General features: G+C 59.4%; 28 protein-coding genes. 14 read left to right on the forward strand and 14 right to left on the reverse strand.

Going from position 1 to position 25,969, the window contains the following annotated elements:
* Positions 1-110: 110 nt before the first annotated feature.
* The 3 genes from TM5383_RS00520 to TM5383_RS00530 are packed head-to-tail and all read right to left on the reverse strand — an operon-like array spanning position 111 to position 1,944.
* Positions 111-1,190, reverse strand: coding sequence for a 5-(carboxyamino)imidazole ribonucleotide synthase (locus TM5383_RS00520; protein ID WP_058317095.1), 1,080 nt, complete (start codon positions 1,188-1,190; stop codon positions 111-113).
* Entirely contained in the window at positions 1,183-1,671 is a 489-nt protein-coding gene (purE, locus tag TM5383_RS00525) for a 5-(carboxyamino)imidazole ribonucleotide mutase (RefSeq protein WP_058317096.1), read from the reverse strand. The genes TM5383_RS00520 and purE overlap by 8 nt, the downstream gene beginning before the upstream one ends.
* A 48-nt stretch (positions 1,672-1,719) precedes the next feature.
* Positions 1,720-1,944 (reverse strand): YdcH family protein, encoded by a 225-nt coding sequence (locus TM5383_RS00530; RefSeq protein ID WP_058317097.1) that lies wholly within the window; start codon positions 1,942-1,944, stop codon positions 1,720-1,722.
* A 184-nt stretch (positions 1,945-2,128) separates the two neighbouring features.
* Here TM5383_RS00530 and TM5383_RS00535 point away from each other — a divergent pair, with 184 nt between their 5' ends.
* Together TM5383_RS00535 and TM5383_RS00540 are read left to right on the forward strand one after the other, a co-directional pair.
* A complete protein-coding gene (locus TM5383_RS00535) occupies positions 2,129-2,542 on the forward strand; it encodes an Hsp20 family protein (protein WP_058317098.1) in 414 nt (137 codons plus the stop codon).
* A gap of 3 nt (positions 2,543-2,545) precedes the next feature.
* Positions 2,546-2,782: a DUF1150 family protein gene (locus TM5383_RS00540; RefSeq protein WP_058317099.1), complete on the forward strand. Its 237-nt coding sequence runs from the start codon at positions 2,546-2,548 to the stop codon at positions 2,780-2,782.
* Positions 2,783-2,854: 72 nt separating this feature from the next.
* Here TM5383_RS00540 and TM5383_RS00545 read toward each other — a convergent pair whose 3' ends face one another.
* The gene (locus tag TM5383_RS00545) at positions 2,855-3,271 is read right to left on the reverse strand and encodes a MerR family transcriptional regulator (protein ID WP_058317100.1); all 417 of its coding nucleotides are present in this window, start codon (positions 3,269-3,271) and stop codon (positions 2,855-2,857) included.
* A 73-nt stretch (positions 3,272-3,344) separates the two neighbouring features.
* Between TM5383_RS00545 and TM5383_RS00550 the strand changes: the two genes are divergently transcribed.
* Positions 3,345-3,962 (forward strand): cation efflux transmembrane domain-containing protein, encoded by a 618-nt coding sequence (locus tag TM5383_RS00550; RefSeq protein ID WP_058317101.1) that lies wholly within the window; start codon positions 3,345-3,347, stop codon positions 3,960-3,962.
* A gap of 57 nt (positions 3,963-4,019) precedes the next feature.
* Here the strand turns inward: TM5383_RS00550 and TM5383_RS00555 are convergent, their stop codons facing one another.
* The 3 genes from TM5383_RS00555 to trxB all read right to left on the reverse strand — a co-directional run bounded on the left by TM5383_RS00555 (position 4,020) and on the right by trxB (position 7,547).
* Complete coding sequence (locus TM5383_RS00555; protein WP_058317102.1) at positions 4,020-6,104, reverse strand: bifunctional sulfate adenylyltransferase/adenylylsulfate kinase; 2,085 nt, start codon at positions 6,102-6,104, stop codon at positions 4,020-4,022.
* Between the two features lie 160 nt (positions 6,105-6,264).
* The gene (locus TM5383_RS00560) at positions 6,265-6,600 is read right to left on the reverse strand and encodes a ribonuclease E inhibitor RraB (RefSeq protein WP_058317103.1); all 336 of its coding nucleotides are present in this window, start codon (positions 6,598-6,600) and stop codon (positions 6,265-6,267) included.
* Between the two features lie 5 nt (positions 6,601-6,605).
* Positions 6,606-7,547, reverse strand: a complete 942-nt coding sequence (trxB, locus tag TM5383_RS00565; RefSeq protein ID WP_058317104.1) for a thioredoxin-disulfide reductase — start codon at positions 7,545-7,547, stop codon at positions 6,606-6,608.
* 240 nt (positions 7,548-7,787) lie between these two features.
* On the opposite strand from trxB, the gene TM5383_RS00570 reads away from it, so the two are divergent.
* Positions 7,788-8,288, forward strand: coding sequence for an Lrp/AsnC family transcriptional regulator (locus TM5383_RS00570; RefSeq protein ID WP_058317105.1), 501 nt, complete (start codon positions 7,788-7,790; stop codon positions 8,286-8,288).
* A 23-nt stretch (positions 8,289-8,311) separates the two neighbouring features.
* On the opposite strand, the gene TM5383_RS00575 is transcribed toward TM5383_RS00570, so the two are convergent.
* The 5 genes from TM5383_RS00575 to lgt form a co-directional block, all read right to left on the reverse strand.
* Positions 8,312-8,965, reverse strand: coding sequence for a Hint domain-containing protein (locus TM5383_RS00575; protein WP_159438571.1), 654 nt, complete (start codon positions 8,963-8,965; stop codon positions 8,312-8,314).
* A gap of 318 nt (positions 8,966-9,283) precedes the next feature.
* A complete protein-coding gene (locus TM5383_RS17060) occupies positions 9,284-9,412 on the reverse strand; it encodes a hypothetical protein (protein ID WP_268807767.1) in 129 nt (42 codons plus the stop codon).
* Between the two features lie 252 nt (positions 9,413-9,664).
* A complete protein-coding gene (gene pgeF / locus TM5383_RS00580) occupies positions 9,665-10,420 on the reverse strand; it encodes a peptidoglycan editing factor PgeF (protein WP_058317107.1) in 756 nt (251 codons plus the stop codon).
* Positions 10,417-11,481 carry a class I SAM-dependent methyltransferase gene (locus TM5383_RS00585; RefSeq protein WP_058317108.1) on the reverse strand — a complete coding sequence of 355 codons (1,065 nt, stop codon included), beginning with the start codon at positions 11,479-11,481 and terminating at the stop codon, positions 10,417-10,419. Before TM5383_RS00585 ends, pgeF begins: the two co-directional genes overlap by 4 nt.
* Positions 11,478-12,380, reverse strand: coding sequence for a prolipoprotein diacylglyceryl transferase (gene lgt / locus TM5383_RS00590; RefSeq protein ID WP_058317109.1), 903 nt, complete (start codon positions 12,378-12,380; stop codon positions 11,478-11,480). The genes TM5383_RS00585 and lgt overlap by 4 nt, the downstream gene beginning before the upstream one ends.
* Before the next feature lie 126 nt (positions 12,381-12,506).
* Between lgt and TM5383_RS00595 the strand changes: the two genes are divergently transcribed.
* The 6 genes from TM5383_RS00595 (at position 12,507) to TM5383_RS00620 (ending at position 16,941) form a co-directional block, all read left to right on the forward strand.
* Entirely contained in the window at positions 12,507-12,752 is a 246-nt protein-coding gene (locus TM5383_RS00595; RefSeq protein WP_058317110.1) for an accessory factor UbiK family protein, read from the forward strand.
* A 307-nt stretch (positions 12,753-13,059) separates the two neighbouring features.
* Positions 13,060-13,560, forward strand: a complete 501-nt coding sequence (locus tag TM5383_RS00600) for a type III secretion system chaperone family protein (protein ID WP_058317111.1) — start codon at positions 13,060-13,062, stop codon at positions 13,558-13,560.
* A gap of 36 nt (positions 13,561-13,596) precedes the next feature.
* Positions 13,597-14,412 carry a pyrroline-5-carboxylate reductase gene (gene proC, locus TM5383_RS00605; RefSeq protein WP_058317112.1) on the forward strand — a complete coding sequence of 272 codons (816 nt, stop codon included), beginning with the start codon at positions 13,597-13,599 and terminating at the stop codon, positions 14,410-14,412.
* Entirely contained in the window at positions 14,372-14,746 is a 375-nt protein-coding gene (locus TM5383_RS00610; protein ID WP_058317113.1) for a tRNA-binding protein, read from the forward strand. The genes proC and TM5383_RS00610 overlap by 41 nt, the downstream gene beginning before the upstream one ends.
* Positions 14,746-15,726, forward strand: coding sequence for a 2-hydroxyacid dehydrogenase (locus TM5383_RS00615; protein ID WP_058317114.1), 981 nt, complete (start codon positions 14,746-14,748; stop codon positions 15,724-15,726). Before TM5383_RS00610 ends, TM5383_RS00615 begins: the two co-directional genes overlap by 1 nt.
* Before the next feature lie 93 nt (positions 15,727-15,819).
* Entirely contained in the window at positions 15,820-16,941 is a 1,122-nt protein-coding gene (locus TM5383_RS00620) for a beta-ketoacyl-ACP synthase III (RefSeq protein WP_058317115.1), read from the forward strand.
* A gap of 107 nt (positions 16,942-17,048) precedes the next feature.
* On the opposite strand, the gene TM5383_RS00625 is transcribed toward TM5383_RS00620, so the two are convergent.
* Positions 17,049-17,642: a thymidine kinase gene (locus TM5383_RS00625; RefSeq protein WP_058317116.1), complete on the reverse strand. Its 594-nt coding sequence runs from the start codon at positions 17,640-17,642 to the stop codon at positions 17,049-17,051.
* 433 nt (positions 17,643-18,075) lie between these two features.
* On the opposite strand from TM5383_RS00625, the gene TM5383_RS00630 reads away from it, so the two are divergent.
* Positions 18,076-18,534 carry a hypothetical protein gene (locus TM5383_RS00630; protein WP_058317117.1) on the forward strand — a complete coding sequence of 153 codons (459 nt, stop codon included), beginning with the start codon at positions 18,076-18,078 and terminating at the stop codon, positions 18,532-18,534.
* Between the two features lie 113 nt (positions 18,535-18,647).
* On the opposite strand, the gene carB is transcribed toward TM5383_RS00630, so the two are convergent.
* Positions 18,648-22,034 (reverse strand): carbamoyl-phosphate synthase large subunit, encoded by a 3,387-nt coding sequence (gene carB / locus TM5383_RS00635; RefSeq protein WP_058317118.1) that lies wholly within the window; start codon positions 22,032-22,034, stop codon positions 18,648-18,650.
* Between the two features lie 241 nt (positions 22,035-22,275).
* Between carB and TM5383_RS00640 the strand changes: the two genes are divergently transcribed.
* The 3 genes from TM5383_RS00640 to aspS all read left to right on the forward strand — a co-directional run bounded on the left by TM5383_RS00640 (position 22,276) and on the right by aspS (position 25,969).
* On the forward strand, positions 22,276-23,415 hold the full coding sequence (locus tag TM5383_RS00640) for an aminodeoxychorismate synthase component I (protein ID WP_058317119.1): 1,140 nt from the start codon (positions 22,276-22,278) through the stop codon (positions 23,413-23,415).
* Complete coding sequence (locus tag TM5383_RS00645) at positions 23,352-24,038, forward strand: aminotransferase class IV family protein (RefSeq protein ID WP_058317120.1); 687 nt, start codon at positions 23,352-23,354, stop codon at positions 24,036-24,038. The genes TM5383_RS00640 and TM5383_RS00645 overlap by 64 nt, the downstream gene beginning before the upstream one ends.
* 149 nt (positions 24,039-24,187) lie before the next feature.
* The gene (gene aspS, locus TM5383_RS00650) at positions 24,188-25,969 is read left to right on the forward strand and encodes an aspartate--tRNA ligase (protein WP_058317121.1); all 1,782 of its coding nucleotides are present in this window, start codon (positions 24,188-24,190) and stop codon (positions 25,967-25,969) included.

Genomic DNA, 25,969 nt, shown 5'->3' on the forward strand with positions numbered 1-25,969 from the left:
GCTTTGCGAAAGGGCAGCGACTGCCTGGGTAGGCGCGAATGCGCCTGCCAATGGGGCAGGCAGGCGCAGCCCGACCTAACGGTCGGGCGATACGTTTATGTTTAAGAGCTTTAACCCTTCACCGCGCCTTGCACGCGGTTCACGTGGCCCATCTTGCGGCCTGCTTTCACCTCGGCCTTGCCGTAAAGGTGCAGTGCGGCGTTGGGTTCCAGTGCGATGTCACCCACACGGTCCATATCGTCACCGATCAGGTTTTCCATCACCACATCGCTGTGACGCTTGCCATCGCCCAGCGGCCAGCCTGCAACCGCACGGATGTGCTGTTCAAACTGATCCACCGCGCAGCCGTTCTGCGTCCAGTGACCGGAGTTGTGCACGCGCGGCGCGATCTCGTTCACGATCAGCCCTTCGGGCGTCACGAACAGCTCCACCCCCATAGTGCCGACATAATCCAGCGCGTTGAGGATGTTGGCAGTCAGCAAAACCGCATCCATCCGCTGCGATGCGTTCAGGCGTGCAGGCACAGTGGTGGTGTGCAGGATGCCATCACGGTGCACGTTTTCGCCGGGATCAAAACAGGCGACCTGCCCATCCGCGCTGCGGGTGCCAATGACAGACACCTCATGGCTGAAGTTCACGAACCCCTCCAGCACCGCAGGCGCACCAGCCATATCAGCCAGCGCTTGCGCCGCATCCTCAGCCGATTTCAGGCGCGACTGGCCCTTGCCGTCATAGCCAAAGCGACGGGTTTTCAGGATCGACGGCGCACCTATCGTGCTGAGCGCCTGTTCCAGATCCTCCGCACTTTCGACATTGGCGAAAGGTGCGGTTTTCAGGCCCAATGCGGCCAGATAGGTCTTTTCCGTTAGGCGATCCTGACTGACGCGCAGCGCCTCGCGGCCCGGACGGATCGGGCGCAGCGATTCCAACATATCAAGGGCCGAGGTGGGAATGTTCTCAAACTCGTAAGTGATCACATCCACAGTCTCGGCAAAGGCACGCAGGGCGGCCTCATCCTCATAGCTGGCGGTGGTCAGCTGGTGGGCCACATCCGCCGCAGGTGGGTTGGCGCTGGGTTCATACACATGGGTGCGCAGCCCTAGGCGAGAGGCGGCTACAGACAGCATCCGACCCAGTTGCCCACCGCCCAGAATGCCAATGGTGGCACCAGTTTTCAGCATATCACTCATCGACAGGTTCATCCGGGATCGAGGCCGACAGCGCATCGCGCCAGGCGTCCAGCCGTGCAGCGATATCGGCGTTGTTATTGGCCAGAATGCCAGCGGCCATCAGGCCTGCGTTCTTTGCACCTGCAGCCCCGATGGCCATGGTGGCAACAGGAAAACCACGCGGCATTTGCAGGATGGAGTAGAGGCTATCCACACCAGACAGCGCTTTGGTCTGAACCGGCACGCCGATCACCGGCACGCGGGTTTTGCTGGCCATCATGCCTGGCAGGTGCGCCGCACCGCCTGCGCCCGCGATGATCACGTGCAGGCCACGGTCCACGGCTTTCTTGCCGTAGTCCCACAGCCGGTCAGGCGTCCGGTGGGCCGAGACGATCTTCGCCTCGTAAGGAATGTTCAATTCGTCGAGAATATCAGCGGCTTCTTTCATGGTGGGCCAGTCAGATTGGCTGCCCATGATGATGCCTACTTGGATCTGTGTCATTTAGCGTCCCCAGATGAAGGAAGCGCGCACCATAGAGGGTTTGGTGAATTATGCAATGATATCCGGGGTCAAACGGTCCTCAATTATGGCAATCATGTCCTTGAGGCGCAGTTTCTTCTTCTTCAGCCGCTGGATTGTCAGCTGATCGGCGGTGCCCACCTCTTGCAAGGCCTTGATAGCCACGTCCAGATCGCGGTGTTCCTGACGAAAAACCTCTAGCTCTACGCGCAGAACATCGTCGGTTTTCATGGAAATGTCGGCGGTGATATTCATGGCCGGGCCTCGCAATCGGGGTTGGAATGCAATGATACCGGAAATCTGCTGCTAGGCAAAGGCCTTGCGCAGGCTCACTTGCCTCCCCATATTCGTAGAAAGGTCGCCGAAATGGGGCCTGATTCAGGTGGTTGGCACTATGCGTGCAACCCGCTCACAGTCGCTTGATCGTAAGGACGTGTCGATGACAAAGCTCACCTTGGGGACGCACCCCTATCTTCTGGGATTTGACCAGCTGGAACGCCTGCTGGAACGCAATGCGAAATCCGGAAACGAAGGCTATCCGCCCTTCAATATCGAACAAACTTCACAGAATTCTTATCGCATCACGCTTGCCGTGGCCGGTTTTGGCGAAGATGATCTTGCTATCACCGTCGAGGATCAGCAGCTGGTCATCCGCGGCCGTCAGTCGGACGACAGCGAAGGGCGCGTGTTCCTGCATCGTGGGATTGCGGCGCGTCAGTTCCAGCGCTCCTTCGTTCTGGCCGATGGCGTCGAAGTGGGCGAGGCGGTGATGGAAAATGGCCTGCTGCATGTGGATCTGTCCCGCATTCAGCCGGAAACAGTGGTGCAGACGATTAACATTCGGAAAGGGTAACATATGGATAGCAAGTATCTGCCAGAAACAGTCGCGGGCGACCGTGCAGCGCAACTGGTCTATGTGCGTGCCGTCCGTGTGGCCGACCTGCCCCCAGAGGTGCAGGATCAGGCCGGTTCGCGCGATGTCCTATATGAGGTGTCGCGCCCAACCGGTGAACAGCTGGCCTTGGTCGGGGATCGTGAGCTGGCCTTTGATCTGGCGCGCAAAAACGATCTGGATCCGGTGACGCTGCACTAGCAGTGACCAGCGTGACAGATTTTGGGGCATTGCCCCTGTCTTTGAGAAAGCAGACTTTGTGAGGAGGCGGGCCTAGTGCTCGCCTTTGCAGTGTTTATGGCTGGCGAGGGAGGCCAGAACATAGCAATCCGCGCTGGATCCATCGCCGCAGGGGCCGTGGGTGATGCGCTGCAGTTCTTCCTCCAGCCGTTTGAGGCGGGCGATTTTTTCCTGCACGGCGACCAGTTGTTTGGCGGCGATTTCATTGGCGGAGGTGCAGGACCGGTCGGGGTGATCCTGTAGGTCAATCAGCGCCTCAATCGCTTCAATCGAAAACCCCAGATCGCGGGCATGTTTGATAAAGCCCAGTCGCTCCAACTCCGCATGCCCATAGCGGCGTTGGTTGCCTGCTGTGCGCAGGGGCGCGTCGATCAGGCCGCGCTCTTCGTAGTAGCGAATCGTGGGCACTTTGACGCCGGTTTCACGGCTGAGGGCACCAATAGAAAACATCTTGAGAAACCTCTTGAACCTCTAGCTACTAGAGAAATTATGTTGAGACGGTGAGAGTTTCAAGGAGGCAGAGATGGCAGGGTGTTGTGGGCAAGGGGCCAAGTTTGATGGCATGTCGTTGGCGTATAAGCGGCGTTTGTGGATTGTGATCCTCCTCAACGCGGCGATGTTTGCGGTGGAGATGACCGCCGGTCACATGGCTAAATCGCAGGCCCTGCAGGCGGATGCGCTGGATTTCTTTGGCGATGCGCTGACCTATGGGATTTCGCTGGCCGTGATCGGGGCGTCCATACGGGTGCGTACACTGGCGGCACTGGGTAAGGGCATCAGCCTGATGGTGATGGGCGCCTGGGTCTTTGGATCGACGGCTTACCGCGTGCTGTATCTGGGTGTGCCAGAGGCCGAGATTATGGGGGTTGTTGGCCTGATGGCGCTTGCGGTGAACCTTGCATCGGTCTTGTTGTTGATGCGCTACAAGGATGGCGATGCCAACGTGCGGTCGGTCTGGCTGTGTTCGCGCAATGATGCGATTGGCAATGTGGCGGTGATGTTTGCAGCCCTTGGCGTTTGGGGCAGCGGCACCGGCTGGCCGGATGTGATCGTCGCGGGCGTAATGGCTGCGCTGTTCCTATCCTCGTCAGTGCAGATCATCCGGCAGGCCTTGGCCGAGCGGCGGGAGGTCATGGCCTAGCGCAACAAAAAAGCCCCGCCAAAATGGCGGGGCTTTTTAGTGTCTATATCAGGCGAATTAGCCCCAAGTGCCGGAGATCAGGCCCATGGATTCCAGCTTCAGCAGAACCTGATGGGCGCAGTTGTCCACCTCGACGTTTTCAGTTTCGACCGACAGTTCGGGGTTGGCAGGCACGTCATAGGGATCCGAAATGCCGGTGAATTCCTTGATCTTGCCTTCGCGCGCCAGCTTGTAGAGGCCTTTGCGGTCACGGCGTTCGCATTCCTCGATCGAGGTGGCAACGTGTACCTCAACAAAGGCACCGAACTGCTCGATCTCTTCGCGTACGTGACGGCGGGTGGTCGCATAGGGGGCGATGGGGGCGCAGATCGCGATGCCACCGTTTTTGGTGATCTCGGATGCCACATAACCGATGCGTTTGATGTTGAGGTCGCGGTGCTCTTTGGAGAAGCCCAGCTCGCTCGACAGGTTTTTACGCACGATGTCACCATCCAGCAGGGTCACGGGACGACCGCCCATTTCCATCAGCTTCACCATCAGTGCGTTGGCGATGGTGGATTTGCCGGAGCCGGAGAAGCCGGTGAAGAACACGGTGAAGCCCTGCTTGGACCGCGGCGGCTTGGTGCGGCGCAGTTCACGCACAACTTCGGGGAAGGAGAACCATTCAGGGATTTCCAGACCTTCGGCCAAACGGCGGCGCAGTTCGGTGCCGGAAATGTTCAGGATGGTGACGTCATCCTTATCGACGATCTCATCAGCTGGTTCGTACTGGGCGCGTTCCTGCACGTAGACCATGTGTTTGAAATCGACCATTTCGATGCCGATTTCATCCTGATACTCGCGGAACAGATCCTGCGCGTCATAAGGACCATAGAAGTCTTCACCGGCAGAGTTTTTGCCGGGGCCAGCGTGGTCGCGGCCAACGATGAAGTGGGTGCAGCCGTGGTTGGCGCGGATCAGGCCGTGCCATACCGCTTCGCGCGGGCCAGCCATACGCATAGCGAGGTTCAAGAGGCTCATCGAGGTGGTGGCCTGCGGGTATTTGTCCAGAACCGCCTCGTAACAGCGCACGCGGGTGAAGTGGTCAACGTCGCCCGGTTTGGTCATGCCCACAACGGGGTGGATCAGCAGGTTTGCCTGTGCTTCACGTGCGGCGCGGAAGGTCAGTTCCTGGTGGGCGCGGTGCAGCGGGTTGCGGGTTTGGAACGCAACCACTTTGCGCCAGCCCATTTTACGGAAGTAGGCGCGCAGCTCGTTCGGGGTGTCGCGACGGGCGCGGAAGTCGTAGTGAACGGGCTGTTGGATGCCGGTCACGGGGCCGCCCAGATAAACCTTGCCTGCGGTGTTGTGCAGGTAGTTCACCGCGGGGTGCGCATCGTCATCGGCGCCGAAGACTTTTTCAGCTTCGCGTGCTTTGTTCGGGACCCAGTTGTCGGTGACGGTCATGGTGGCGAGGATCACGCCCTCTTGGTCGCGCAGGGCGATGTCCTGACCTTCTTTCAGAGAGCTGGCAAACTCTTCGCTTACGTCGAGGTTGATCGGCATCGGCCACAGGCTGCCGTCGGCCAGACGCATATTTTCGACCACGCCGTTGTAGTCTTCTTCGGTCAAGAAACCCTTCAGCGGGTTGAAGCCGCCGTTCATCAGCAGTTCCAGATCGCAGATCTGGCGCGGGGTCAGATCCCAGCTGACCAGATCAGCTGCTTCGATTTTCAGTTTCTGGGCGCTGTCGTATGAAACGTAGAGCTCTGGGATGGGGGCCAGATTGTTTTGCATGATTTGCATCCTACTCTTGAATGGGACCAGGCCGCTGGTGGTGCCTGTTAGTTCTGCATGCAGAGCTTCGTACTCTGCAAATTTCCGCTTTAGGAATTGATCCGTCAGCCTGTTCTTGGTTGCTGCGCCGCGTGCGGTGATTGCGTAGGCGAAGCGTTGTCTTTTGTCAGGGCCGTCACGGGCAGAGATTTGGATCAGCCCCTGTTCGGCGGTGGTGCGCAGTAGGGTGTTCAACCGGCCCAGCGAAATTCCCAAAGCCTCTGCCGTGGCGCGCTGGGTGGCATCTGGGGCGATGTCCAGCTGGCGCAGCAGGCGGAACAGCATGTCCTCCTCGGCGGCGGTGGGTTGGGATTGCAGGGCGGTCATACGGGCGACTCTACTCACGACTCAATTTGTGTTCACGAATGAACGCATCGCACAGACCTGCGGCGCAACAAAGAGTAAAATGTGCAATTTTTGGGGAAAAAGGCCAGTTAAGGCAGGTTTCCCACACCTTTTGGCAGGTGTGGGACACTGTTCCGACAAATCAGTCTGCGGCAAAACCCCAGCCGTCGGGGGTGAAACCGTTTTCAATCGCAGCGCGCGTTGCCAGCTCTTCGACCATCCAAATAGATGAGGCAGAGAGAGGCTGATCCTCCATCACGGCGAGTAATGTGGCCGGATCATCGCCATCGGCGTCGATCCATTCGCAGGCAAAGCCCAGATCGGCTAACGCATTGGCCAGCAGTTGCCAGTCTTGCGCAGGTTTCGCGGGCAGAAAAAACAGTTCCAGATCCGCCACATCGGGCAGGGTGTTGGCCGCCTGTAGATCCGCGAAGGCCGAAAGTGTTTCGGCCTTCTGCTGGGCGTAATCATGCGCCACGGTGCTTACTCCTGCTCGGCGAGGAAGCGTTCCGCATCCAGCGCCGCCATACAGCCCATACCGGCCGAGGTTACAGCCTGACGGTATTTGTGATCCGTCAGATCGCCCGCCGCAAAGATACCGGGGATGGAGGTTTCGGTGGTGCCGGGGGTTACCTGAACGTAGCCGCCGTTGTGCAGTTCCAGGACATCCTTCACCAGTTCGTTCGCCGGTGCGTGGCCGATGGCGATGAAGACGCCTTTACATGGCACCTCGGAAATCTCGCCGGTCTGGGTGTGTTTCACCTTCACGCCGGTCACGCCTTTGGGGTTGTCGTCGCCGACAACCTCTTCCAGCTCGTGGAACCAAAGGGTTTCAATCTTTTCGTTCTTCATCAGGCGATCTTGCAGGATCTTTTCCGCGCGCAGTTCATCGCGGCGGTGGATCAGCGTCACCTTGGAGGCAAAGTTCGTCAGGAACAGCGCCTCTTCGACAGCGGTGTTGCCGCCGCCGACCACGACGATTTCCTGACCACGGTAGAAGAAGCCGTCACAGGTCGCACAGGCCGAAACGCCGAAACCTTTGAAGGCCTCTTCGCTTTCCAGACCCAGCCATTTGGCGCGCGCGCCGGTGGCCAGAATAACCGCATCGGCGGTGTAGACGGTGCCGCTGTCGCCCTTGGCGGTGAAGGGGCGGGTGGTGGTGTCCAAATCGGTGATGATGTCGCCGATCACCTCGGTGCCCATGGCGCGGGCATGCTCTTCCATCTTCATCATCAGCTCGGGGCCCTGAACCTCAACGAAGGAGGGGTAGTTTTCCACCTCGGTCGTGGTGGTCAGCTGACCGCCCGGTTCGATCCCTTGGACGAGGATCGGCGACAGCATGGCGCGCGCGGCGTAAACGCCAGCGGTATAGCCCGCCGGACCCGACCCAATGATCAGTACCTTGGTGTGACGTGTTTCGGCCATATCTGGGCCCTCTCGTATCAGTAATTCAGTCCCAAACGCATATAGACAAGGCACCCGCACCAGAAAAGCCCCCTGTCACGGAATGTCGGCTGCAGGGCGATCAAATCCCTGAAAGCACCAGAATGCACGATGTTAGCGCAGGAAATTTCAAAGATTCGCAAAGGTGCATTCCGGTGCGCGAAATAATGTTGCGCGTGATTTGGCGGGTGCTATAAGAATGCCATCAAAGGAGAGTGCTTTATGTCTGCTGCGCGGCTGGACCCGATCGACCGTAAAATCCTGGCTGAATTGCAGGCGGATGGCCGCATGACCAACGTAGAGTTGGCCAAGCGCGTCGGCATTTCTGCTCCGCCTTGCCTGCGCCGTGTGCGCACGCTGGAAGAGGCGGGCTATATCAAAGGTTACCATGCAGAGGTGGATTCGCGCGAACTGGGCTTTGAGGTTCAGGTCTACGCGATGGTGGGTCTGCAGTCGCAGGCCGAAAGCGATCTGAGCGAGTTTGAAGCGCGTTGTCGCGATTGGCCGCTGGTTCGTGAATGCAACATGCTGAACGGCGAGGTGGATTTCATCCTGAAATGCGTGGCGCCTGACCTCAGCACGTTCCAAACCTTCCTCACTGGTGATCTGCTGAAAGCACCAAACGTGGCGTCGGTCAAAACCTCGCTGGTGATCCGCAGCGCCAAGGATGAACCCGGTGTGCCCTTCGAGGTACTAGAGGAGCGCCTGAGCCGTATGGCCTAAGGCGTCCCACATTTCCTAAATATTTAAGCCCAGTTTAGATCCGCGTCCCGTGACGAGGATTTTTCGTTGCGTAGGGCAGGACCGAAATCCTCCGGCCGTTTGATATGTGGGAAGAAGGACATGAACAGTTGTTTCATATTCGGTCCCAGCAGGCGCACCCGTTCCAGCGGCGGATGATAGCTGGCCAACTGCACCCCGTTGGCGATCAACCCACATTGGCGCGGCAACATCAGGTGGAACACCTGCACGCTTGATGGCGGCGATGTGCGGAACACCGAGTGATCATCGACCAGATCCGCCGCAGGGCTGAGGTTCGGTGTGTTGTCGGGTGATGCAGGGCGCACGATTTCAGCTGCGGGGCCCAGCATCAGGTCCGACTCTGGTCGGGCAAACCCGAAGGAACCTTGCATCACTCGGGTCAATTGCTGGCTTTCGGGGTGATCGGTGGGGGTGTTCGGCACGATGTTCATCATCCCGCGCCACACTAACGGCTGCAGCCCGTGATCAACCGTGTCCAGCATCATGCCCGGCATCAGATCTTCGACTGGGCAGGGACCGTTGCTGGTTTTGAATACAGTGCCACGGGCGAATGCGGAAAAAGCTGCCTCAAGCAGGGGCAGCGCGGGGGCGATTAGGGGGTTGGTAGAGCGTGCTGTCAGGCATTCGTATCGGCGCATCAGCGGTGGGCGTTTCGCTGCAGCCTGTGGTTTCAGAATGCGAGATTTGGTAGTTGTTGGGGGATAGGGCGCGCGGATCATGTCCGCTGGTGTGATACTGTTCAAAACGACAACTCTTTACATAGAACCAACGTTCCCTTGGTGCGAACGCCAGGTGGATGGGGCCCCGAAACAACAGAGGGGTGCCGATCCGTGAAGGGAAGAGACCGCCCCAGTTGGGGCGGCCCTTTACTTGGGTACTTACATCACTCGTTACAAAAGCTTGTGACAGGAGAGATGGGGGTCAGCTAAGTACATGAGCAGGGCTCAAGGGGGCACTTAGGCGGCTTTCTTGGTCACCGTTTTGGGCGCCGCTGAAGTTGCCTTGCGCGCGGCCCAAGGCAGCGTGGGCAGGTCGGTTTGCGACGTGGCGATTACGGATTTCATCCAGCGTTTCTGACGTTTCATCTTGGTTACTCCTGCTCACTCGAATTTGTGGGCGGTGCGGGTTTGTTCCGCGCCTTGGTTGAGCCCAATATGGCGATCCATTGGGGCCAAGATGGGGCAGGTGTCGGGGCAAATGGGGCAATTTTGTGATTGCGAAATTTGTTGGTGCGTTTCTGCTATTGCACTGGGAAGTATGTGAAAATTTAGCGTGCTGCCTAAGGTTGCAGCACGTTGCATGGCTAAAATGTGGTTGGATGTTTCACTTTTCCGCCCTCAAAGGCGGATGCAGGAAATCAGCCGGCCGTAATCAGCCTGCTCGCGGTGCGTGGCGAGTCGGTAGGAATAGAATCGCATCGGGTCGCTATATGTACAGTGGCCGGACCATTGGGCCTGCCCCACGCCAGCAGCGCGCAGCTTGGCTAAACCCAGGGCAGGCAGGTCAAACTGGTGACGATCACCACGACCGGGGGCGAAGAAGCGGGCGTTTGCTGCGTCCTGTGCGATGAATTGATCGCGCAGTTCTGGCCCGACCTCATAGGCACGCTGGCTGATGCAGGGGCCGACAACCGCATGGATGTTTTCGCGTTTCGCGCCAAGGCTCTCCATCGCGGCTACGGTGTTTTCCAGCACCCCCTCGACCGCACCGCGCCACCCTGCATGCGCTGCCCCAATGACGCCAGCATGGGCATCGCTGAACAGGACCGGCTGGCAATCCGCGGTCAGAATCCCCAGCGCCAGACCGGGGGTGGCGGTGACGATGGCGTCTGCCTTGGGCTTTTCGTCCTGCGGACCTTCGACAATGGCAACATCTGCCGAATGCACCTGATGCACTGTCACCAGATGGCTCAACGGGACATCCATCGCCTCGGCCACACGGGCGCGGTTGATTTCGACAATTTCGGTCTGATCGCTGGATCCTTGGCCGCAGTTTAGCCCTTCAAACACGCCGGAGGATGCGCCGCCGCGACGGGTGAAGAAGCCATGCTGCATCGGCGCCAGCAGGTCAGAGGTCAGAATGTCCAGTGTCATACGTCAAATCCCGGTAGGGGTGTCTTCGTCGCTGGATACAGGCCCAGCACCTTAAAGAGCGTCCCCATTTCATCAGGGTGCGTCAAGCGGCGATGTGCCGCCACCAGATCATCCAGCGCAGCGTCTGTTGCGCGTGCCGCCAGTGCCTGCGCCCGCCCAGTGATGCCAAGGCGTTCCAGAAAAACGCCCTGTGTGGTCAGGCCTGTATGGGCGGCAGGCGCTGCCGCCTTGGCCAGTGTTTCAAAATCCACATGAGCGGTCAGGTCCGCCTCACCGGGGCCAGCAAGCGGGTTCACCTTTTGGTGTGCTTTCACCGCCTGTAGCGTGTCGCCCTGGCTGCGCCAGCCGCCATAATCGAAAATCAGCGCCGCGCCGCCGTGGTCTGCGATTCGACGACCCAGTTCGGCGGCCAGTGGCGCGGCGGGGGTACAGACCTCGACCATGTCGCCGGTTTCTGTGTCGTCCAGACGGTGTTCCAGCGCTGCAACCGGTGCGATGCCGCCAAGGGCAAAGCCCAGATCGCCATCCTGCGCGATCACTCGCTTTTCGCGCCAACCCTCACCATCACGGATGAACTGGCGGATCGGTAGGGCGTCAAAAAACTCGTTTGCAACGAACCACAGCGGTGCTTCGGGTAGGTCAGCGATACTGTCGTGCCATGTGACGCTGTGGCCTGCCAGCATCTCTTGCTGCTTGGCGCGCAGAATGGGTGACGCTTCTACCAGATGTACGCTCAGCGCGGCATGAAACCCCGGCACTGCGCGGGTGGCGCGCAGTATATCGGCCATCAAGGTGCCGCGCCCCGGTCCGGCCTCGGCCAGAACAATCTGATTGGGTGCGCCTTGATCCAGCCAGCTTTGTGCCAGCGCCAGACCGACCAACTCGCCAAACATCTGGCTAATCTCTGGCGCGGTGGTGAAATCGCCGGTGACGCCCAAGGGATCGCGGGTGGTGTAATAGCCAAGGGTCGGGTGCAGCAGGCAGTCCGCCATGAAATCAGCGACGGTTAGCGGACCGGTGTCGTTGATCCGTTCCAGCAGATGACCCAGCATTGCACTCATGCGATTGCCCCTGTGCGGGCACGCTTGCGGGCCCAGATCATGATCGCGATTCCGCCCAGCAACATCGGCAGCGAAAAGAGCTGCCCCATGGTGACGCCCGCAGGCCCCATCTGGATCACATAGCCCATCGGATTATCCAACGTGATGAACTGATCATCGGCCTGACGGAAAAATTCAACGATGAACCGCGACAGCCCATAGCCTGCCACAAACAGCCCCATCAACTGACCCGGCACCTTCAGCGCGCCACGGCGGAAGGCAAGGACCAGTAGCAGCGTGCCAAGGATCAAACCCTCCAGCGCCGCCTCGTATAGTTGCGACGGGTGGCGTGCACATAGCCCAACCACCCCTTCGCAGGTTTGTGCTGATGGTCCGGGGAAGGCGACGCCCCACGGCACATCCGTCGGGCGGCCCCACAATTCACCATTGATGAAGTTGGCCACACGGCCCAGCAGCAACCCCGTTGGCACCGCCAGCGCCAGACTGTCCCCAAGGCTGAGGCGATTGACCCCCTGGCGTCCGGCCCAAATCCACGCAGCGACCACAACGCCTAGGAAACCACCATGAAACGCCATGCCGCCCTGCCAGACCATCAGGATCTCGCTGGGATTGTCGATGTAATAGGCGGGTCGGTAAAACAGCACATAGCCCAGACGTCCGCCCAAAATGACGCCAAGGATGATCCACGTCAGCAAATCCTCGACCTGCGATTTGGTCATCGGCGCGGCGTCACCCGGCCACAGATGTGGACGCGACACCGCCATGTTGATCAGCCGCCAGCCGACCAGAATGCCCGCGATATAGGCCAGTGCATACCAGCGCAGCGCGAAGGTGATGCCAAAGAGGGAGATTGAAAAAATCTCGGGCGAGAGGTTCGGGAAATGGATCATTGCCTGCATGTGCGTCTCTGTGCCTCTGGGGGGTGGGTGAAGTCAACCTTGTGAACCGCCGCGTTCCGTCCCATATAGGGGGAAATTCTACACGTCCCATAACCCAAGGGACAATTGGTAACGGTGGAGAGCCAGATGCAGACCCGCAACAAGTTTCTTGATGATATGTCGCAGCTGATGACCAACGCGATGGGCGTGGCCCAAGGCGCGAAGGACGAAGCGGAAAACGCGATGAAAAGCATGATGGATCGCTGGCTGGCAGACCGCGATTTCGTCACCCGCGAAGAGTTCGACGCCGTGCGCGCCATGGCGCAGAAAGCCCGTGAGGAAAACGAGGCGCTGAAGGCGCGTCTGGATGCGCTGGAAGCGGCTCAGAAATAAACGCCGCCTGTTTCGGTGTTAAGAATATAGGGCGCGCCCGACCTTTCGGGGGCGCCTTTACTTTGTGCATTGGCGGGTCTTTGCCCAAATACCCACAGCTTATCGCGCTTAGATTCAATTCATCCACAACTTATTGCGGTTATCCCCAAGGGTGGGGGTTTACAGGATTCACCATCACAGGCACCATATCTGGTAATGTCGGGGGCTATTCACCGACCATTTAGAACAGGCATCAAACAACCGTGCGCCGTCAGGCCCGCAGCGAAGTAGCTGGTTTGTATGTCGAGCAGTTGCGTGAGGTGAAAAGATGGCTTTGACAGAGCAGTTCATCGGTGAAGATATGCACCCGATCGACCTCGTCGAATATATCGCGGAACATCACCAGTGGGATTTTGACCGCATTGCCGAAGATCAGATCGCTATGGCGGTCGAAGGGCAATGGCGCACCTACACATTGACCCTTGCGTGGTCTGAACAAGAAGAGGCGCTGCGCCTTATCTGCACGTTCGAGATGGAACCGCCCAAGGACAAATTGCCCGCGATCTACGAAATGCTGAATGCGATCAATGATCAGATCTGGTCCGGCAGCTTTACTTTCTGGGAAGAGCAGAACCTGATGGTGTTCCGCTATGGTCTGCTGTTGGCCGGTGGTCAGGATGCCAGCGCGGAACAGGTAGATATGATGATCGGCGCCGCCGTGGCGAACGCCGAGCGCTATTACCCGGCTATGCAGTTGTTGGTCTGGGGCGGGCGGACGCCACAGGACGCGATCCAAGTCGCCATTGCAGAGGCCTTTGGTCGCGCGTAACACTTCGCCCCAAGACATCTGATCAAAGGGGCAATCATGGATATGCAGCATCTGGCCGATAAGGGCCTCGTACTCTTGGGCTGTGGCAAGATGGGGTCGGCGATGCTGGCCGGTTGGCTGAAGGATGGGCTGCCCGCCACCTCAGTTCATGTGCTGGACCCTTACCCGTCGGACTGGCTGCAAGGCACGGGCGTTCACATCAACACTGACCTGCCTGCAGATCCCGCCATCGTTCTGGTGGCCGTGAAACCTCAAATGATGGGCGAGGCACTGCCGACACTGGCGGCGATGGGCAATGGCAATACGGTCTTTGTCTCGGTTGCGGCAGGCACACCGATTGCGCAGTTTGAAGCGGTGTTGGGCGAACAAACACCGATCGTGCGCGCGATGCCCAACACACCCGCTGCGATTGGCCGTGGCATCACCGCGATCATCGGAAACCCCCATGTCAGCGCCTCCGCGCTTGACTTGGCGGATCAACTGCTGGCCGCCATCGGTCAGGTGGTACGTCTGGAAACCGAGGATCAGATTGATGCAGTGACCGGCGTTTCCGGCTCTGGCCCCGCCTATGTGTTCCACCTGATTGAAACGCTGGCACAGGCGGGGCAGGCACAGGGCCTGCCTGCCGATCTGGCAATGCAGTTGGCCAAGGCCACCGTCGGCGGCGCAGGTGCACTGGCCGAGGTGGCGGAGGAAGATCCGACGCAACTGCGCATCAACGTGACCAGCCCCAATGGCACCACGCAGGCCGCGCTGGAGGTGTTGATGGACGAAGGTAACGGCTTCCCTAATCTGCTGGCCCGTGCGGTCGATGCCGCGGTCAAACGATCAAAGGAGCTGGCCCGTGGCTGATGACATCACGTTCGACGACTTCCTCAAGGTGGATATCCGCGCCGGTCGTGTGACCCGCGCTGAGCCGTACCCAGAGGCGCGCAAGCCCGCGATCAAGATGTGGATCGATTTCGGCCCCGAAATTGGCGAGAAGAAGACATCGGCACAGGTCACGGCGCACTACACGCCAGAGGCGTTGGTCGGCAAACAGGTGATGGCGGTGGTAAACTTCCCACCGCGTCAGATCGGGCGGTTCATGTCCGAGGTGTTGGTTCTGGGTGTTTCAGATGCTGAGGGCGGGATTGTGCTGTTGTCGCCCGATCAGGAAGTGCCGCTGGGCGGGAGGATGCACTGATGACTGCCACAACCCGCGCCCGCGCCAATCCGCCCCGTGTATTGATCGCCCGCCCAATGCCCGCCGCTGTGCGTGCGCGGGCAGAGGAATTGTTTGACGTGGAATGGCGCGACAGCAATGCGCCAATGTCAGATGCGGAAATGCGCTCCGCACTTGCGCTTTATGATGGGATCATGCCCACCCTCGGTGATCGGTTCAGTGCCGAGATTTTTGCCGAATTTGGCCGTCCGCGCTGCCGCATTCTGGCAAACTTCGGCGTTGGATATAATCATATCGACGTGGAGGCTGCCCGCGGGCATGGGGTGACGGTCACCAACACGCCGGGGGCTGTGACGGACGCCACTGCGGATGTGGCGATGACCCTGATGCTGATGTCCGCCCGCCGCGCTGGCGAAGGTGAACGGTTGGTGCGCGCGGGCCTGTGGACTGGCTGGCATCCCACCCAGATGCTGGGCCTGCATGTCAGTGGCAAAACCGTTGGCATCATCGGCATGGGCCGCATCGGTCAGGCGATTGCGCGGCGGTGTCACTACGGATTTGGCATGAATGTGCTCTACGCCAACAGATCCGCCAAAACGGTGGATTTCCCCGCTCAACAGCTTCCGTTGCATGAACTCGCGGCGCAGGCCGATGTGGTTATCGTCGCGGTTCCGGGCGGGCCAGATACACATCATATGATCGGTGCAGATGTCTTTGGCGCGATGCAGCCGCACGCACATTTCATCAATATCGCCCGTGGTGATGTGGTGGATGAGGCGGCATTGATTGTGGCACTGCAACAGGGGCAGATCGCTGGTGCAGGCCTGGATGTCTATGAATTTGAACCCAAGGTGCCAGAGGCATTGCGCCAATTGGAAAACGTCACCCTGCTGCCGCATCTGGGCACCGCTGCCGAAGAGGTGCGGTCTGATATGGGGCTGATGGCATTGAACAATCTGCAGGCGTTTTTTGCCGGAGAAACCCCCGCAAATGCTGTTTAGACAGGCCGAATAGAGCCGAAGTTCCCCAGCGGCAACTCTTGACCATTTGGTGCCGTTGGGGTGATCTATAACCCAGTTTTTTCGGGGGATCCCATGTATACGCCAGCCATTACCGGAAGCGGGGTTTTCACCCCGTCCAACGTCATCACCAATGACGAACTTGTCGAGAGCTTCAACGCCTACGTTGACCTTTACAATGCCGAAAACGCAGAGGCGATTGCAGCGGGTGAGCTGGAGGCCAAGGCGCATTCCTCGAGCGAGTTTATCGTTAAGGCATCCGGCATCGAACAACGTTACGTACTGGACAAAGAGGGCGTGCTGGATCCCACCCGCATGTACCCGAAGTTCCGTCAGCGTAGCGATGATGAACCGGGCATCATGACCGAGATTGCCATGGACGCCTGCAACAAGGCGCTGGCGGCTGCGGGCCGTACGGGGGCGGATGTGGATCTGGTGATCTGTGCCTGTTCCAACATGGAACGCGCCTATCCCGCGATTGCGGTTGAGATTCAGCAGGCGCTGGGCGCGGGCGGCTTTGGCTTTGACATGAACGTTGCGTGTTCCTCGGCCACCTTTGGCATTCAGGCGGCGGCGGACATGGTGCGCTCTGGCTCGGTGAAATGCGCGATTGTTGTGAACCCCGAGATTACCTCGGGCCACTTGGAATGGCGCGACCGCGACTGCCATTTCATCTTTGGTGATGTGGCGACCGCCGTGGTGATTGAGCGGGCCGAGGATGCGCAGGGTGATCATTTCATCGTGCATTCGACCCGTTGTGCGACCGAATTTTCCAACAACATCCGCAACAACAACGGCTTCCTGCGTCGCACCCGCCCTGATGGTGTTGCTGATCGCCGCGATATGCAGTTCATGCAGAACGGCCGCAAAGTGTTCAAAGAGGTGGTGCCGATGGTATCCGCCCACATCCTGCAACACATGAGCGAGGAAGGCCGCAAGCCTGAGGATCTGCGCCGTATGTGGCTGCATCAGGCGAACAAGGGCATGAATGATTTCATTGGTCGCAAGGTGCTGGGCCGCGTGCCGGAAGAGGGTGAACAGCCCAACATTCTGCAGGATTACGCCAACACCTCTTCGGCTGGCTCGATCATCGCGTTTTCGAAATACTCCGACGATATGGAAAAGGGCGATATCGGCCTGATCTGTTCCTTTGGCGCAGGCTATTCGGTCGGTTCGGTGATCGTCGAGAAAGCCTGATCAATCTGATTTGAACGCAGAAACGGCGCCCTTGGGGCGCCGTTTTCGTTTGTGGCAGGACACATTGGTGCCAATGTGTGGCTGCGTTTTCTGGGCTAGAAAACGCCTCAGCCGACAATCGGTTCGCCATCCATCGCCGATCGCCAATGGCGACGGCACAGGCTGACATAGGTTTCATTGCCGCCGATCTGTACCTGTGCGCCCTCGTGCAGCGCTTTGCCGTCAGACCCCATGCGGACCACCATCGTGGCCTTCTTGCCGCAATGACAGATGGTGCGCACCTCGCGCATTTCATCTGCCAGCGCCAGCAGCGCGGCGGAGCCGGGGAACAGCTCGCCGCGGAAATCGACGCGCAGACCGTAGCACATCACCGGCACTTTCAGGTCGTCGACCACGCGGGCCAATTGCCAGACCTGGTCCTTTTCCAGAAACTGTGCCTCATCAATGAAGATGCAGGCGACTTTCTGCTCCGCCAGACGCGCCGACAGCTTGGCGTAAAGGTCTTCGCCCGGAGCGAATGTGTCCGCTTTGTCGCTGATGCCGATGCGGCTGGCGATGCAGCCTTCGCCAGCACGATTGTCGAATTGTGCGGTCATCAGATAGGTCTGCATGCCGCGTTCGCGGTAGTTGTGCGACGCTTGCAGTAGCACCGTCGACTTGCCCGCATTCATGGTGGAATAGTTGAAATACAGCTTGGCCATGACAGGTTCTATCGCCGTCCGTCGCTGCGGTTTCAAGCGGCTTTTGATCGTGCCCGCGCAACCGTGGCAAGACAGACCCATATCGCAGAGAAATTTCGATAATTCGGGTCTGCCCGACCGGGGCGCGGAACGTGGCCGCATTGGGGATGATCCCCGGTCGATTGCCAACACGCTTTGCCGCTCTCGTGGACGAAAGAGCGCATACTGGTTACTCCGGCAGCACATGAAACAAAAAATCAGCCACCACTGGTTACGCACAAACCGACACAGCGTTGGTTACGACCCAAGCGAGGGAGAGGCGTAACGTTCCGGCAGGGCCGCCTTGCGTGCATTAATAAATGACAAAATCCGGTGGGCGGTTTAATGGGAAAGGAACGTGGGTTTTCCCCGATATGCATGGGTACATGTATGACGGGCAGTAAAAGGGGCAGTCATGTCAGTCGTTTCCGGGTATCTGAAGAAACACACCGAAGCCTTGGTTAAGGACGTCGGGATCGAGGCCGCTTGCCAACTGACGGGCAAATCCAAGGCCACGCTGGGCCGCTACTATTCCGACCATGCTGAACACGCGGATCGCTTCATGCCGGTGGATGCAGTTGCCGCATTGGAAGAGGCTGCGTCCTTCCCTCATGTGACCAGTGCCTTGGCTGAGTTGAATGGCATCACCCTGTCACTGAACGAAGAGCGGCGTAATTCCGAAGGTTCCGGTGGGATCAATTCCGATGTGATCCTGCTGAGCCAGCGTTTTGCGATGCTGATGGCGGAATACAATCAATCGATTGAGGACGGGGTGATCAGCATCAACGAGGCCAAGCGCATGCTGCGCGAAACGCTGGCCTTGCAGCAGGTGCTGATCAAGATGAAGCTGCATCTGGAAGAAGAGAGCGTCTGAACTGACGCGCAGCAGGCCATACGGCAGCGTCTGTTTCCTACAGTGCCGCGCCTTGAACGCAAAAGCCCCCGCCGATTTGGCGGGGGCTTTGTTGTTTTAGCCCTTAGGGCCGATCAGCCTTGCAGCGGCATCACGGCGAAGTCGCCTTCGGCACGGGCCTTGATCGCTTCAGCAGCGGCTTGGGCGCCGGCGGCGGTGGTGAAGTAGGGGATCTTGTCATAAAGCGCGACGGAGCGGATGGCGGAGCTGTCTTTGACCGCCTGCGCGCCTTCGGTGGTGTTGATCACCAGCGCGATGCCGCCGTCTTTCAGCACGTCCACAATGTTGGGGCGGCCTTCGTAGACTTTGTTCACCTGTTCACATTCGATGCCCTGCTCGGTCAGCCACGATTTGGTGCCCAGAGTCGCCACGAGGGAGAAGCCCTGTTCAACCAGCGTGCGTGCCGCCTGAGCCGAGGCAGCGGTTTTGTCCGCATCCTTGATCGAGAAGAAGACGCGGCCTTCGCTTGGCAGTTCGGTGCCTGCCCCCATCTGCGCCTTGAGGAAGGCCAGCGGGAACGACGTATCCCAGCCCATGACCTCACCAGTCGAACGCATTTCCGGACCCAGAATGGTGTCGACGCCGGGGAAACGGGCGAAGGGCAGCACGGCCTCTTTCACGCTGAACCACGGCATGTCGGGATCGGCCAGGGTCATCGGATCCGCCATCGGCAGGGTTCCGGGTTTTGCATCCGCCGGATAGGCGCCACGGAAGGGGAAGTTTTCCATCGGCTCACCAGCCATCAGACGGGCCGCGATAGAGGCGATGGCGCTGTCGGTTGCCTTGGCAACAAACGGCACGGTTCGGCTGGCGCGCGGGTTTACCTCGATCAGGAAGATCTCGCCATCTTTGACTGCGAACTGCACGTTCATCAGGCCAACCACGTTCAGCGACAGGGCCAGTTCAACGGTCTGACGCTTGATCTCGGCAATAATATCCGCGGGCAGCGAGTAGGGGGGCAGCGAACAGGCACTGTCGCCCGAGTGCACGCCGGCCTCTTCGATGTGCTGCATGATGCCGGTCACGTGTACGGTTTTGCCGTCAGACAGCGCGTCCACGTCACATTCGATGGCACCGGACAGGTAGCTGTCCAGCAGAACGGGGCTGTCACCGGACACAACAACCGCCTCTGCGATGTAGCGTTCCAGCTGCGCCATATCGCGCACGATTTCCATCGCGCGGCCACCCAGAACGTAGGAGGGACGGATTACCAGCGGGAAACCGATTTCTTCGGCAATGGCCAGCGCCTGCGCGTCGGTGGAGGCGATGCCGTTTTTCGGCTGCTTCAGCTCCAGCTTGTTGACCAGCGCCTGGAAACGTTCACGGTCTTCGGCAAGGTCGATCGCGTCGGGCGAGGTGCCGAGGATCGGAATGCCCTCTTCGAACAGGGCGTTGGCCAGTTTCAGCGGGGTCTGGCCGCCGAACTGAACGATAACGCCGTGCAGGGTGCCGTTTTCCTGTTCAACGCGCAGGATTTCCATCACGTTTTCAAAGGTCAGCGGTTCAAAATACAGACGGTCCGAGGTGTCATAGTCGGTGGACACGGTTTCGGGGTTACAGTTGATCATGATGGTTTCATAACCGGCATCCGTCAGCGCGTAGCAGGCGTGACAGCAGCAGTAATCAAACTCGATCCCCTGACCGATCCGGTTCGGGCCACCACCCAGAATAACCACTTTCTTGCGGTCAGAGGGGCGTGCTTCGCATTCGACGTCGCCCATCGCGGGCGCTTCGTAGGTCGAATACATGTAGGGCGTCTGCGCCTCGAACTCTGCGGCGCAGGTGTCGATGCGTTTGAACACGGCGTTGACGCCGAGGTTCTGACGGGCGCGGCGCACGTTTGCCTCGGTCCGGCCGGTCAGGATCGCCAGACGGGCATCGGTGAAGCCCATCATCTTCAGCTTGCGCAGACCTGCCTCGGTCACCGGCAGGCCGTCCTTGCGCACAACCTCTTCGGCATCCACAATCTCGCGAATGCGGTCGAGGAACCACGGATCGAACGAGGTGACGTTCTGAATTTCAGCGTTGGTCAGACCGTGACGCATCGCCTGCGCGATGGTGCGCATACGGTCAGGAGTCTGTTTGCCGATGGCCTTGATGATCGCAGCTCGATCCTGGGCCGAAATTTCCAAGATATCTTGCTCGCCACGAATGACTGGATAGTCTTTGCTAGATAGTCCCGGGATTTCCACCTCATCAAAGCCGGTCAGGCCCGATTCCATCGACGCCAGCGCCTTTTGCAGCGATTCGTGGATGGTGCGGCCAATGGCCATTGCCTCACCCACCGATTTCATTGCGGTGGTCAGATAGGGTTCGGAACCGGGGAATTTCTCAAACGCGAATTTCGGGATCTTGGTGACAACGTAGTCGATGGTCGGCTCAAACGACGCGGGGGTCACTTTGGTGATGTCGTTGTCCAGCTCGTCCAGCGTGTAGCCGATCGCCAGCTTGGCCGCGATTTTTGCGATTGGGAAACCGGTGGCTTTGGACGCCAGTGCGGACGAACGCGATACACGCGGGTTCATTTCGATCACCACCATACGGCCATCGGCAGGGTTCACCGCCCACTGCACGTTGGAGCCGCCGGTTTCCACGCCGATCTCACGCAGAACGTTGATCGAGTGGGTCCGCATGATCTGGAATTCTTTGTCGGTCAGCGTCAGCGCGGGGGCGACGGTGATCGAATCACCGGTGTGCACACCCATCGGATCGACGTTTTCGATGGAACAGACGATGATCGCGTTGTCCGCTTTGTCGCGCACAACTTCCATCTCGTATTCTTTCCAGCCCAGCAGGCTCTCATCCACCAGAATCTGGTTCACGGGCGAGGCATCCATGCCGGTGCGGCAGAAGTGGATGTAATCCTCTTTGTTGTAGGCCACGCCACCGCCGGTGCCGCCCATGGTGAAGGCGGGGCGGATAATGGCGGGCAGGCCGATTTCATCCAGCTCATCCAGTGCAATCTGTACACCGGCGTCCAGATCGGCGCTGCCGTCTTCTTTCTTGGGGGCGGTGACGATGGTGGCTTTGGGGTTTTCGATGCCCAGACGATCCATCGCTTCGCGGAACAGTTTGCGATCTTCTGCCATTTCAATGGCATCACGGGTCGCGCCGATCATTTCGACGTTGAATTTCTCTAGCACGCCCATTTCTTCCAGCGCCAGCGAGGTGTTCAGGCCGGTCTGTCCGCCCATGGTCGGCAGCAGCGCATCGGGGCGTTCTTTTTCGATGATCTTGGCGACCACTTCTGGGGTGATCGGTTCGATGTAGGTTGCGTCTGCCAGACCCGGATCGGTCATGATCGTTGCCGGGTTGGAATTGACGAGGATCACGCGGTAGCCTTCTTCGCGCAGTGCCTTACAGGCTTGTGCGCCGGAATAGTCGAATTCACACGCCTGACCGATCACAATCGGACCTGCGCCGATAATCATGATGGAGGAGATGTCAGTTCTTTTGGGCATGGCGGACCTCATTGTTTCGCGGGGCAAAGTCGCGGGCAGCTGGGGACGCTGGCGGTGACTCGCCAACGCGCAAATTGTCGTGGGTTATAGACATCGCGGGCCAAGGCGCAAGAGGGTTCGGAAAACTAGTGTAATGTGCCGCATACGCGCCCTGTCAAATTGCAGTGCTTGCCCTATACCTGTAGGGGGAGGCCACAGAGGGCACCTTGGGCGTGACCAAGGCACAAAACCGAGACGCAAAATGCAGATCAGAATGGACAAAGGGCCGGATGCAACGCCGGTTTGGTTTCAAAACCCCAGCGCGGTGATTACCGCGCTGAACGCAGATGATGTGCCTACCGCCCTTGCAGCTGTTGATTCTGCGCTGGCTGCAGGCAAATGGGTTGCGGGCTATGCCTCCTATGAACTGGGCTGCGCGCTTGAGGATCGGCTGGCACCAATGATGCCCGACGTCCGGGAACTCCCGCTGCTTAGCTTCGGTGTCTATGACGGCCCTCAGGTGGCTGGACCCTTGGCCACTGGCGGGCAGCTGACGGAACTGACACCTCGTTGGGATGCAGACCGCTACGCGCAGGCGTTTCATACGGTGCATGACTACATCGGCGCAGGCGACATTTATCAGGCCAACCTGACCTTCCCGATTGATGCAGTTGCAACCGGATCCGCTGAGGCGATTTATGGCACGCTGGCGGCGCAGCAGCCTGTGGGCTACGGCGCCTTGGTGCTGCCGGAACGTGGACCGGCGATTCTGTCGCGGTCGCCGGAACTGTTTTTCCGTACCTCGGCAGAAGGCCGGATTGAAACCCGTCCGATGAAGGGCACCCAACCGCGCAGTTCCGATCCGGTAGAGGATCAGCGGCGCAAGGCGTTCCTAAGCTCGGATGAAAAGAACCGTGCCGAAAACCTGATGATCGTCGATCTGTTGCGCAACGACATTTCCCGTGTCGCACAGGCGGGCAGCGTCAAGGTGCCCGAACTGTTCAAGGTCGAAAGCTACGCAACCGTGCATCAGATGGTATCCCATGTGATCGCTGATCTGCGCCCCGACGCCACCCTGTCGCAGATTTTTGAGGCGCTGTTTCCCTGTGGGTCGATCACCGGCGCACCCAAACTGCGTTCGATGCAGATCCTGCGGGATCTGGAACCCTGGGCGCGTGATATTTACTGCGGCTCTATCGGCTGGGCGGCACCGGATGGGCGGTCCGAATTTAACGTGGCGATCCGCACCGTGATGCTGGACGGTGACAAAGCACGGCTGAACGTTGGTGGTGGCCTTGTATGGGACAGCACCGCCGCATCGGAATATGAGGAAGCCCTATGGAAAAGCCGCTTCGCCCAGACGCAGGACATGGTGCAGCCTTCGATCCCGAATGTCGCCTGATTGAAACCTTCGGGTTCCGACCTGGTCAGGGTATCGCGCGGCGTGCGTTGCACATCGCGCGGCTTGCCGCCTCGGCACAGGCATTGGGGTTTCACTTCGATGAGGCCGCGCTCATCGCGAAACTGGATGCGCTTGCCAGCGATGCCCCCCTCCGCTGCCGCCTCACCCTGGCGCAGGATGGCACGCTTGATCTGACAACCGCGCCGTTGCCGGATCCGTGGCGCGTCGCAACATTCATCATATCGGACATCCGCCTGCCCTCGGACGATCCGCTGCTGCGCCACAAGACCACCCGCCGCGACCTCTACGATCAGGCCCGCGCTGCATTGCCTGAGGGTGTGCAAGAGGCGGTGATGCTGAACGAACGAGGCGAGGTGTGCGAGGGCACGATCACCAATATTTCCATCACCACCCCAGACGGCGACCGTCTGACGCCGCCGCTATCATCCGGTCTGCTGGCGGGTGTGTATCGGCAAAGCCGCCTGAACAGGGGGCTGTTGCAAGAGGCGACGCTGACCCTCACTGATCTGGCAGAGGCCACGTCGATCAACCTGATCAACTCACTCCGTGGCTCAACACAAGCGATCTGGGCGCCTGAGTGTGCGCATTTCCCTCAACAATAGCGGCAATTCCCCCACATCGCTTGACAACGCGGTCGCAACCTAGTGTATCGGCCTAGATGAATTCCGTGTGCCCGTGGGCGCACCCTATACGCCACGACGCACATACTAAGATTGTCCGAAAAGACGACCCGATCACGAAAGGTCACACCATGCACGCATATCGCAGCCACACCTGCGCTGAGCTGAACAAATCCAACGTGGGCGAAACCGTCCGCCTGTCGGGCTGGGTCCACCGCGTCCGCGACCACGGCGGCCTGCTGTTTATCGACCTGCGCGACCACTATGGCATCACTCAGGTGATGGCAGACCCCGACAGCCCCGTTTTCAGTGAGCTGGAAAAGGTCCGTTCCGAGTGGTGCATCAAGATCGAAGGCAACGTCATGGCCCGTGACGAAAGCCTGGTGAACCCCGCGATCCCCACCGGTGAGATCGAAGTGTTCATTCGTGACCTCGACGTGCTGGGCAAAGCCGAAGAGCTGCCGCTGATGGTCTTTGGTGATCAGGAATACCCTGAAGAAACCCGTCTGAAATACCGCTTCCTCGACCTGCGCCGTGAGGCGATGCAGGAAAACATGAAGATGCGTTCCGATGTTGTGATGTCCATGCGCAAGCGTATGTGGGATCTGAACTTCCGCGAATACCAGACGCCGATCATCACCGCGTCCAGCCCCGAAGGTGCGCGCGACTTCCTCGTGCCGTCGCGTCTGCACCCAGGCAAGTTCTACGCCCTGCCGCAGGCGCCGCAGCAGTTCAAACAGCTGATGATGGTTGCAGGCTACGACAAATACTTCCAGATCGCGCCCTGCTTCCGTGACGAAGACCCGCGCGCTGACCGTTCGCCGACCGACTTCTACCAGCTGGACCTGGAAATGTCGTTTGTCGAACAGCAGGACGTGTTCGACACCATCGCGCCCGTTCTGGCCGGTGTGTTCGAAGAGTTTGGTGGTGGCCGCAAGGTTGACGCGCCGCAGGACTGGCCGCAGATCAGCTACCGCGATGCCGCCCTGTGGTATGGAAGCGACAAGCCCGACCTGCGTAACCCGATCAAGATGCAGATCGTGTCCGAGCATTTCGCCGGGTCCGGCTTTGCCATCTTTGCCAAACTGCTGGAGCAGGAAGGCACTGAGATTCGTGCAATCCCGGCCCCGACCGGTGGCAGCCGCAAGTTCTGTGACCGCATGAACAAGTTCGCCCAAGGCGAAGGCCTGCCGGGCATGGGCTACATCTTCTGGCGCGAAGGCGCGGACGGTATGGAAGCGGCTGGTCCGCTGGCCAAAAACATCGGCCCCGAGCGTACCGAAGCGATCCGTCAACAGCTGGGTCTGGGTGTGGGCGATGCGGCCTTCTTCCTGGGTGGCAAGCCCAAGGCGTTTGAAGCGGTGGCCGGTCGTGCCCGCAACGTCATCGGCGAAGAGCTGGGCCTGATCGACAAAGACCGCTTTGCCTTTGCATGGATCGTGGACTTCCCGATTTACGAACAGGACGAAGAATCGGGCAAGATCGACTTTGAACACAACCCCTTCTCGATGCCGCAGGGTGGTCTGGACGCACTGAACGGCGATCCGCTGCAGGTGCTGGGCTATCAATACGATCTGGCCTGTAACGGCTACGAACTGGTGTCGGGCGCGATCCGTAACCACAAGCCTGAGGTGATGCTGAAAGCCTTTGAAATCGCCGGCTATGGTGAGGAAGAGGTGAAGAGTCGCTTTGGCGCGCTCTACAAGGCGTTCCAATACGGCGCCCCACCGCACGGTGGCTGTGCCGCAGGTGTGGACCGCATCGTGATGCTGCTGGCCGATCAACAGAACATCCGCGAAGTGGTGATGTTCCCGATGAACCAGCGCGCCGAAGACCTGATGATGAACGCGCCGTCTGATCCGACCAGCGACCAGCTGATGGAACTGGGCCTGCGCGTGATCCCGCAGGACTGA

The sequence above is a fragment of the Thalassovita mediterranea genome (assembly GCF_001458435.1).
Classification (GTDB): domain Bacteria; phylum Pseudomonadota; class Alphaproteobacteria; order Rhodobacterales; family Rhodobacteraceae; genus Thalassobius; species Thalassobius mediterraneus.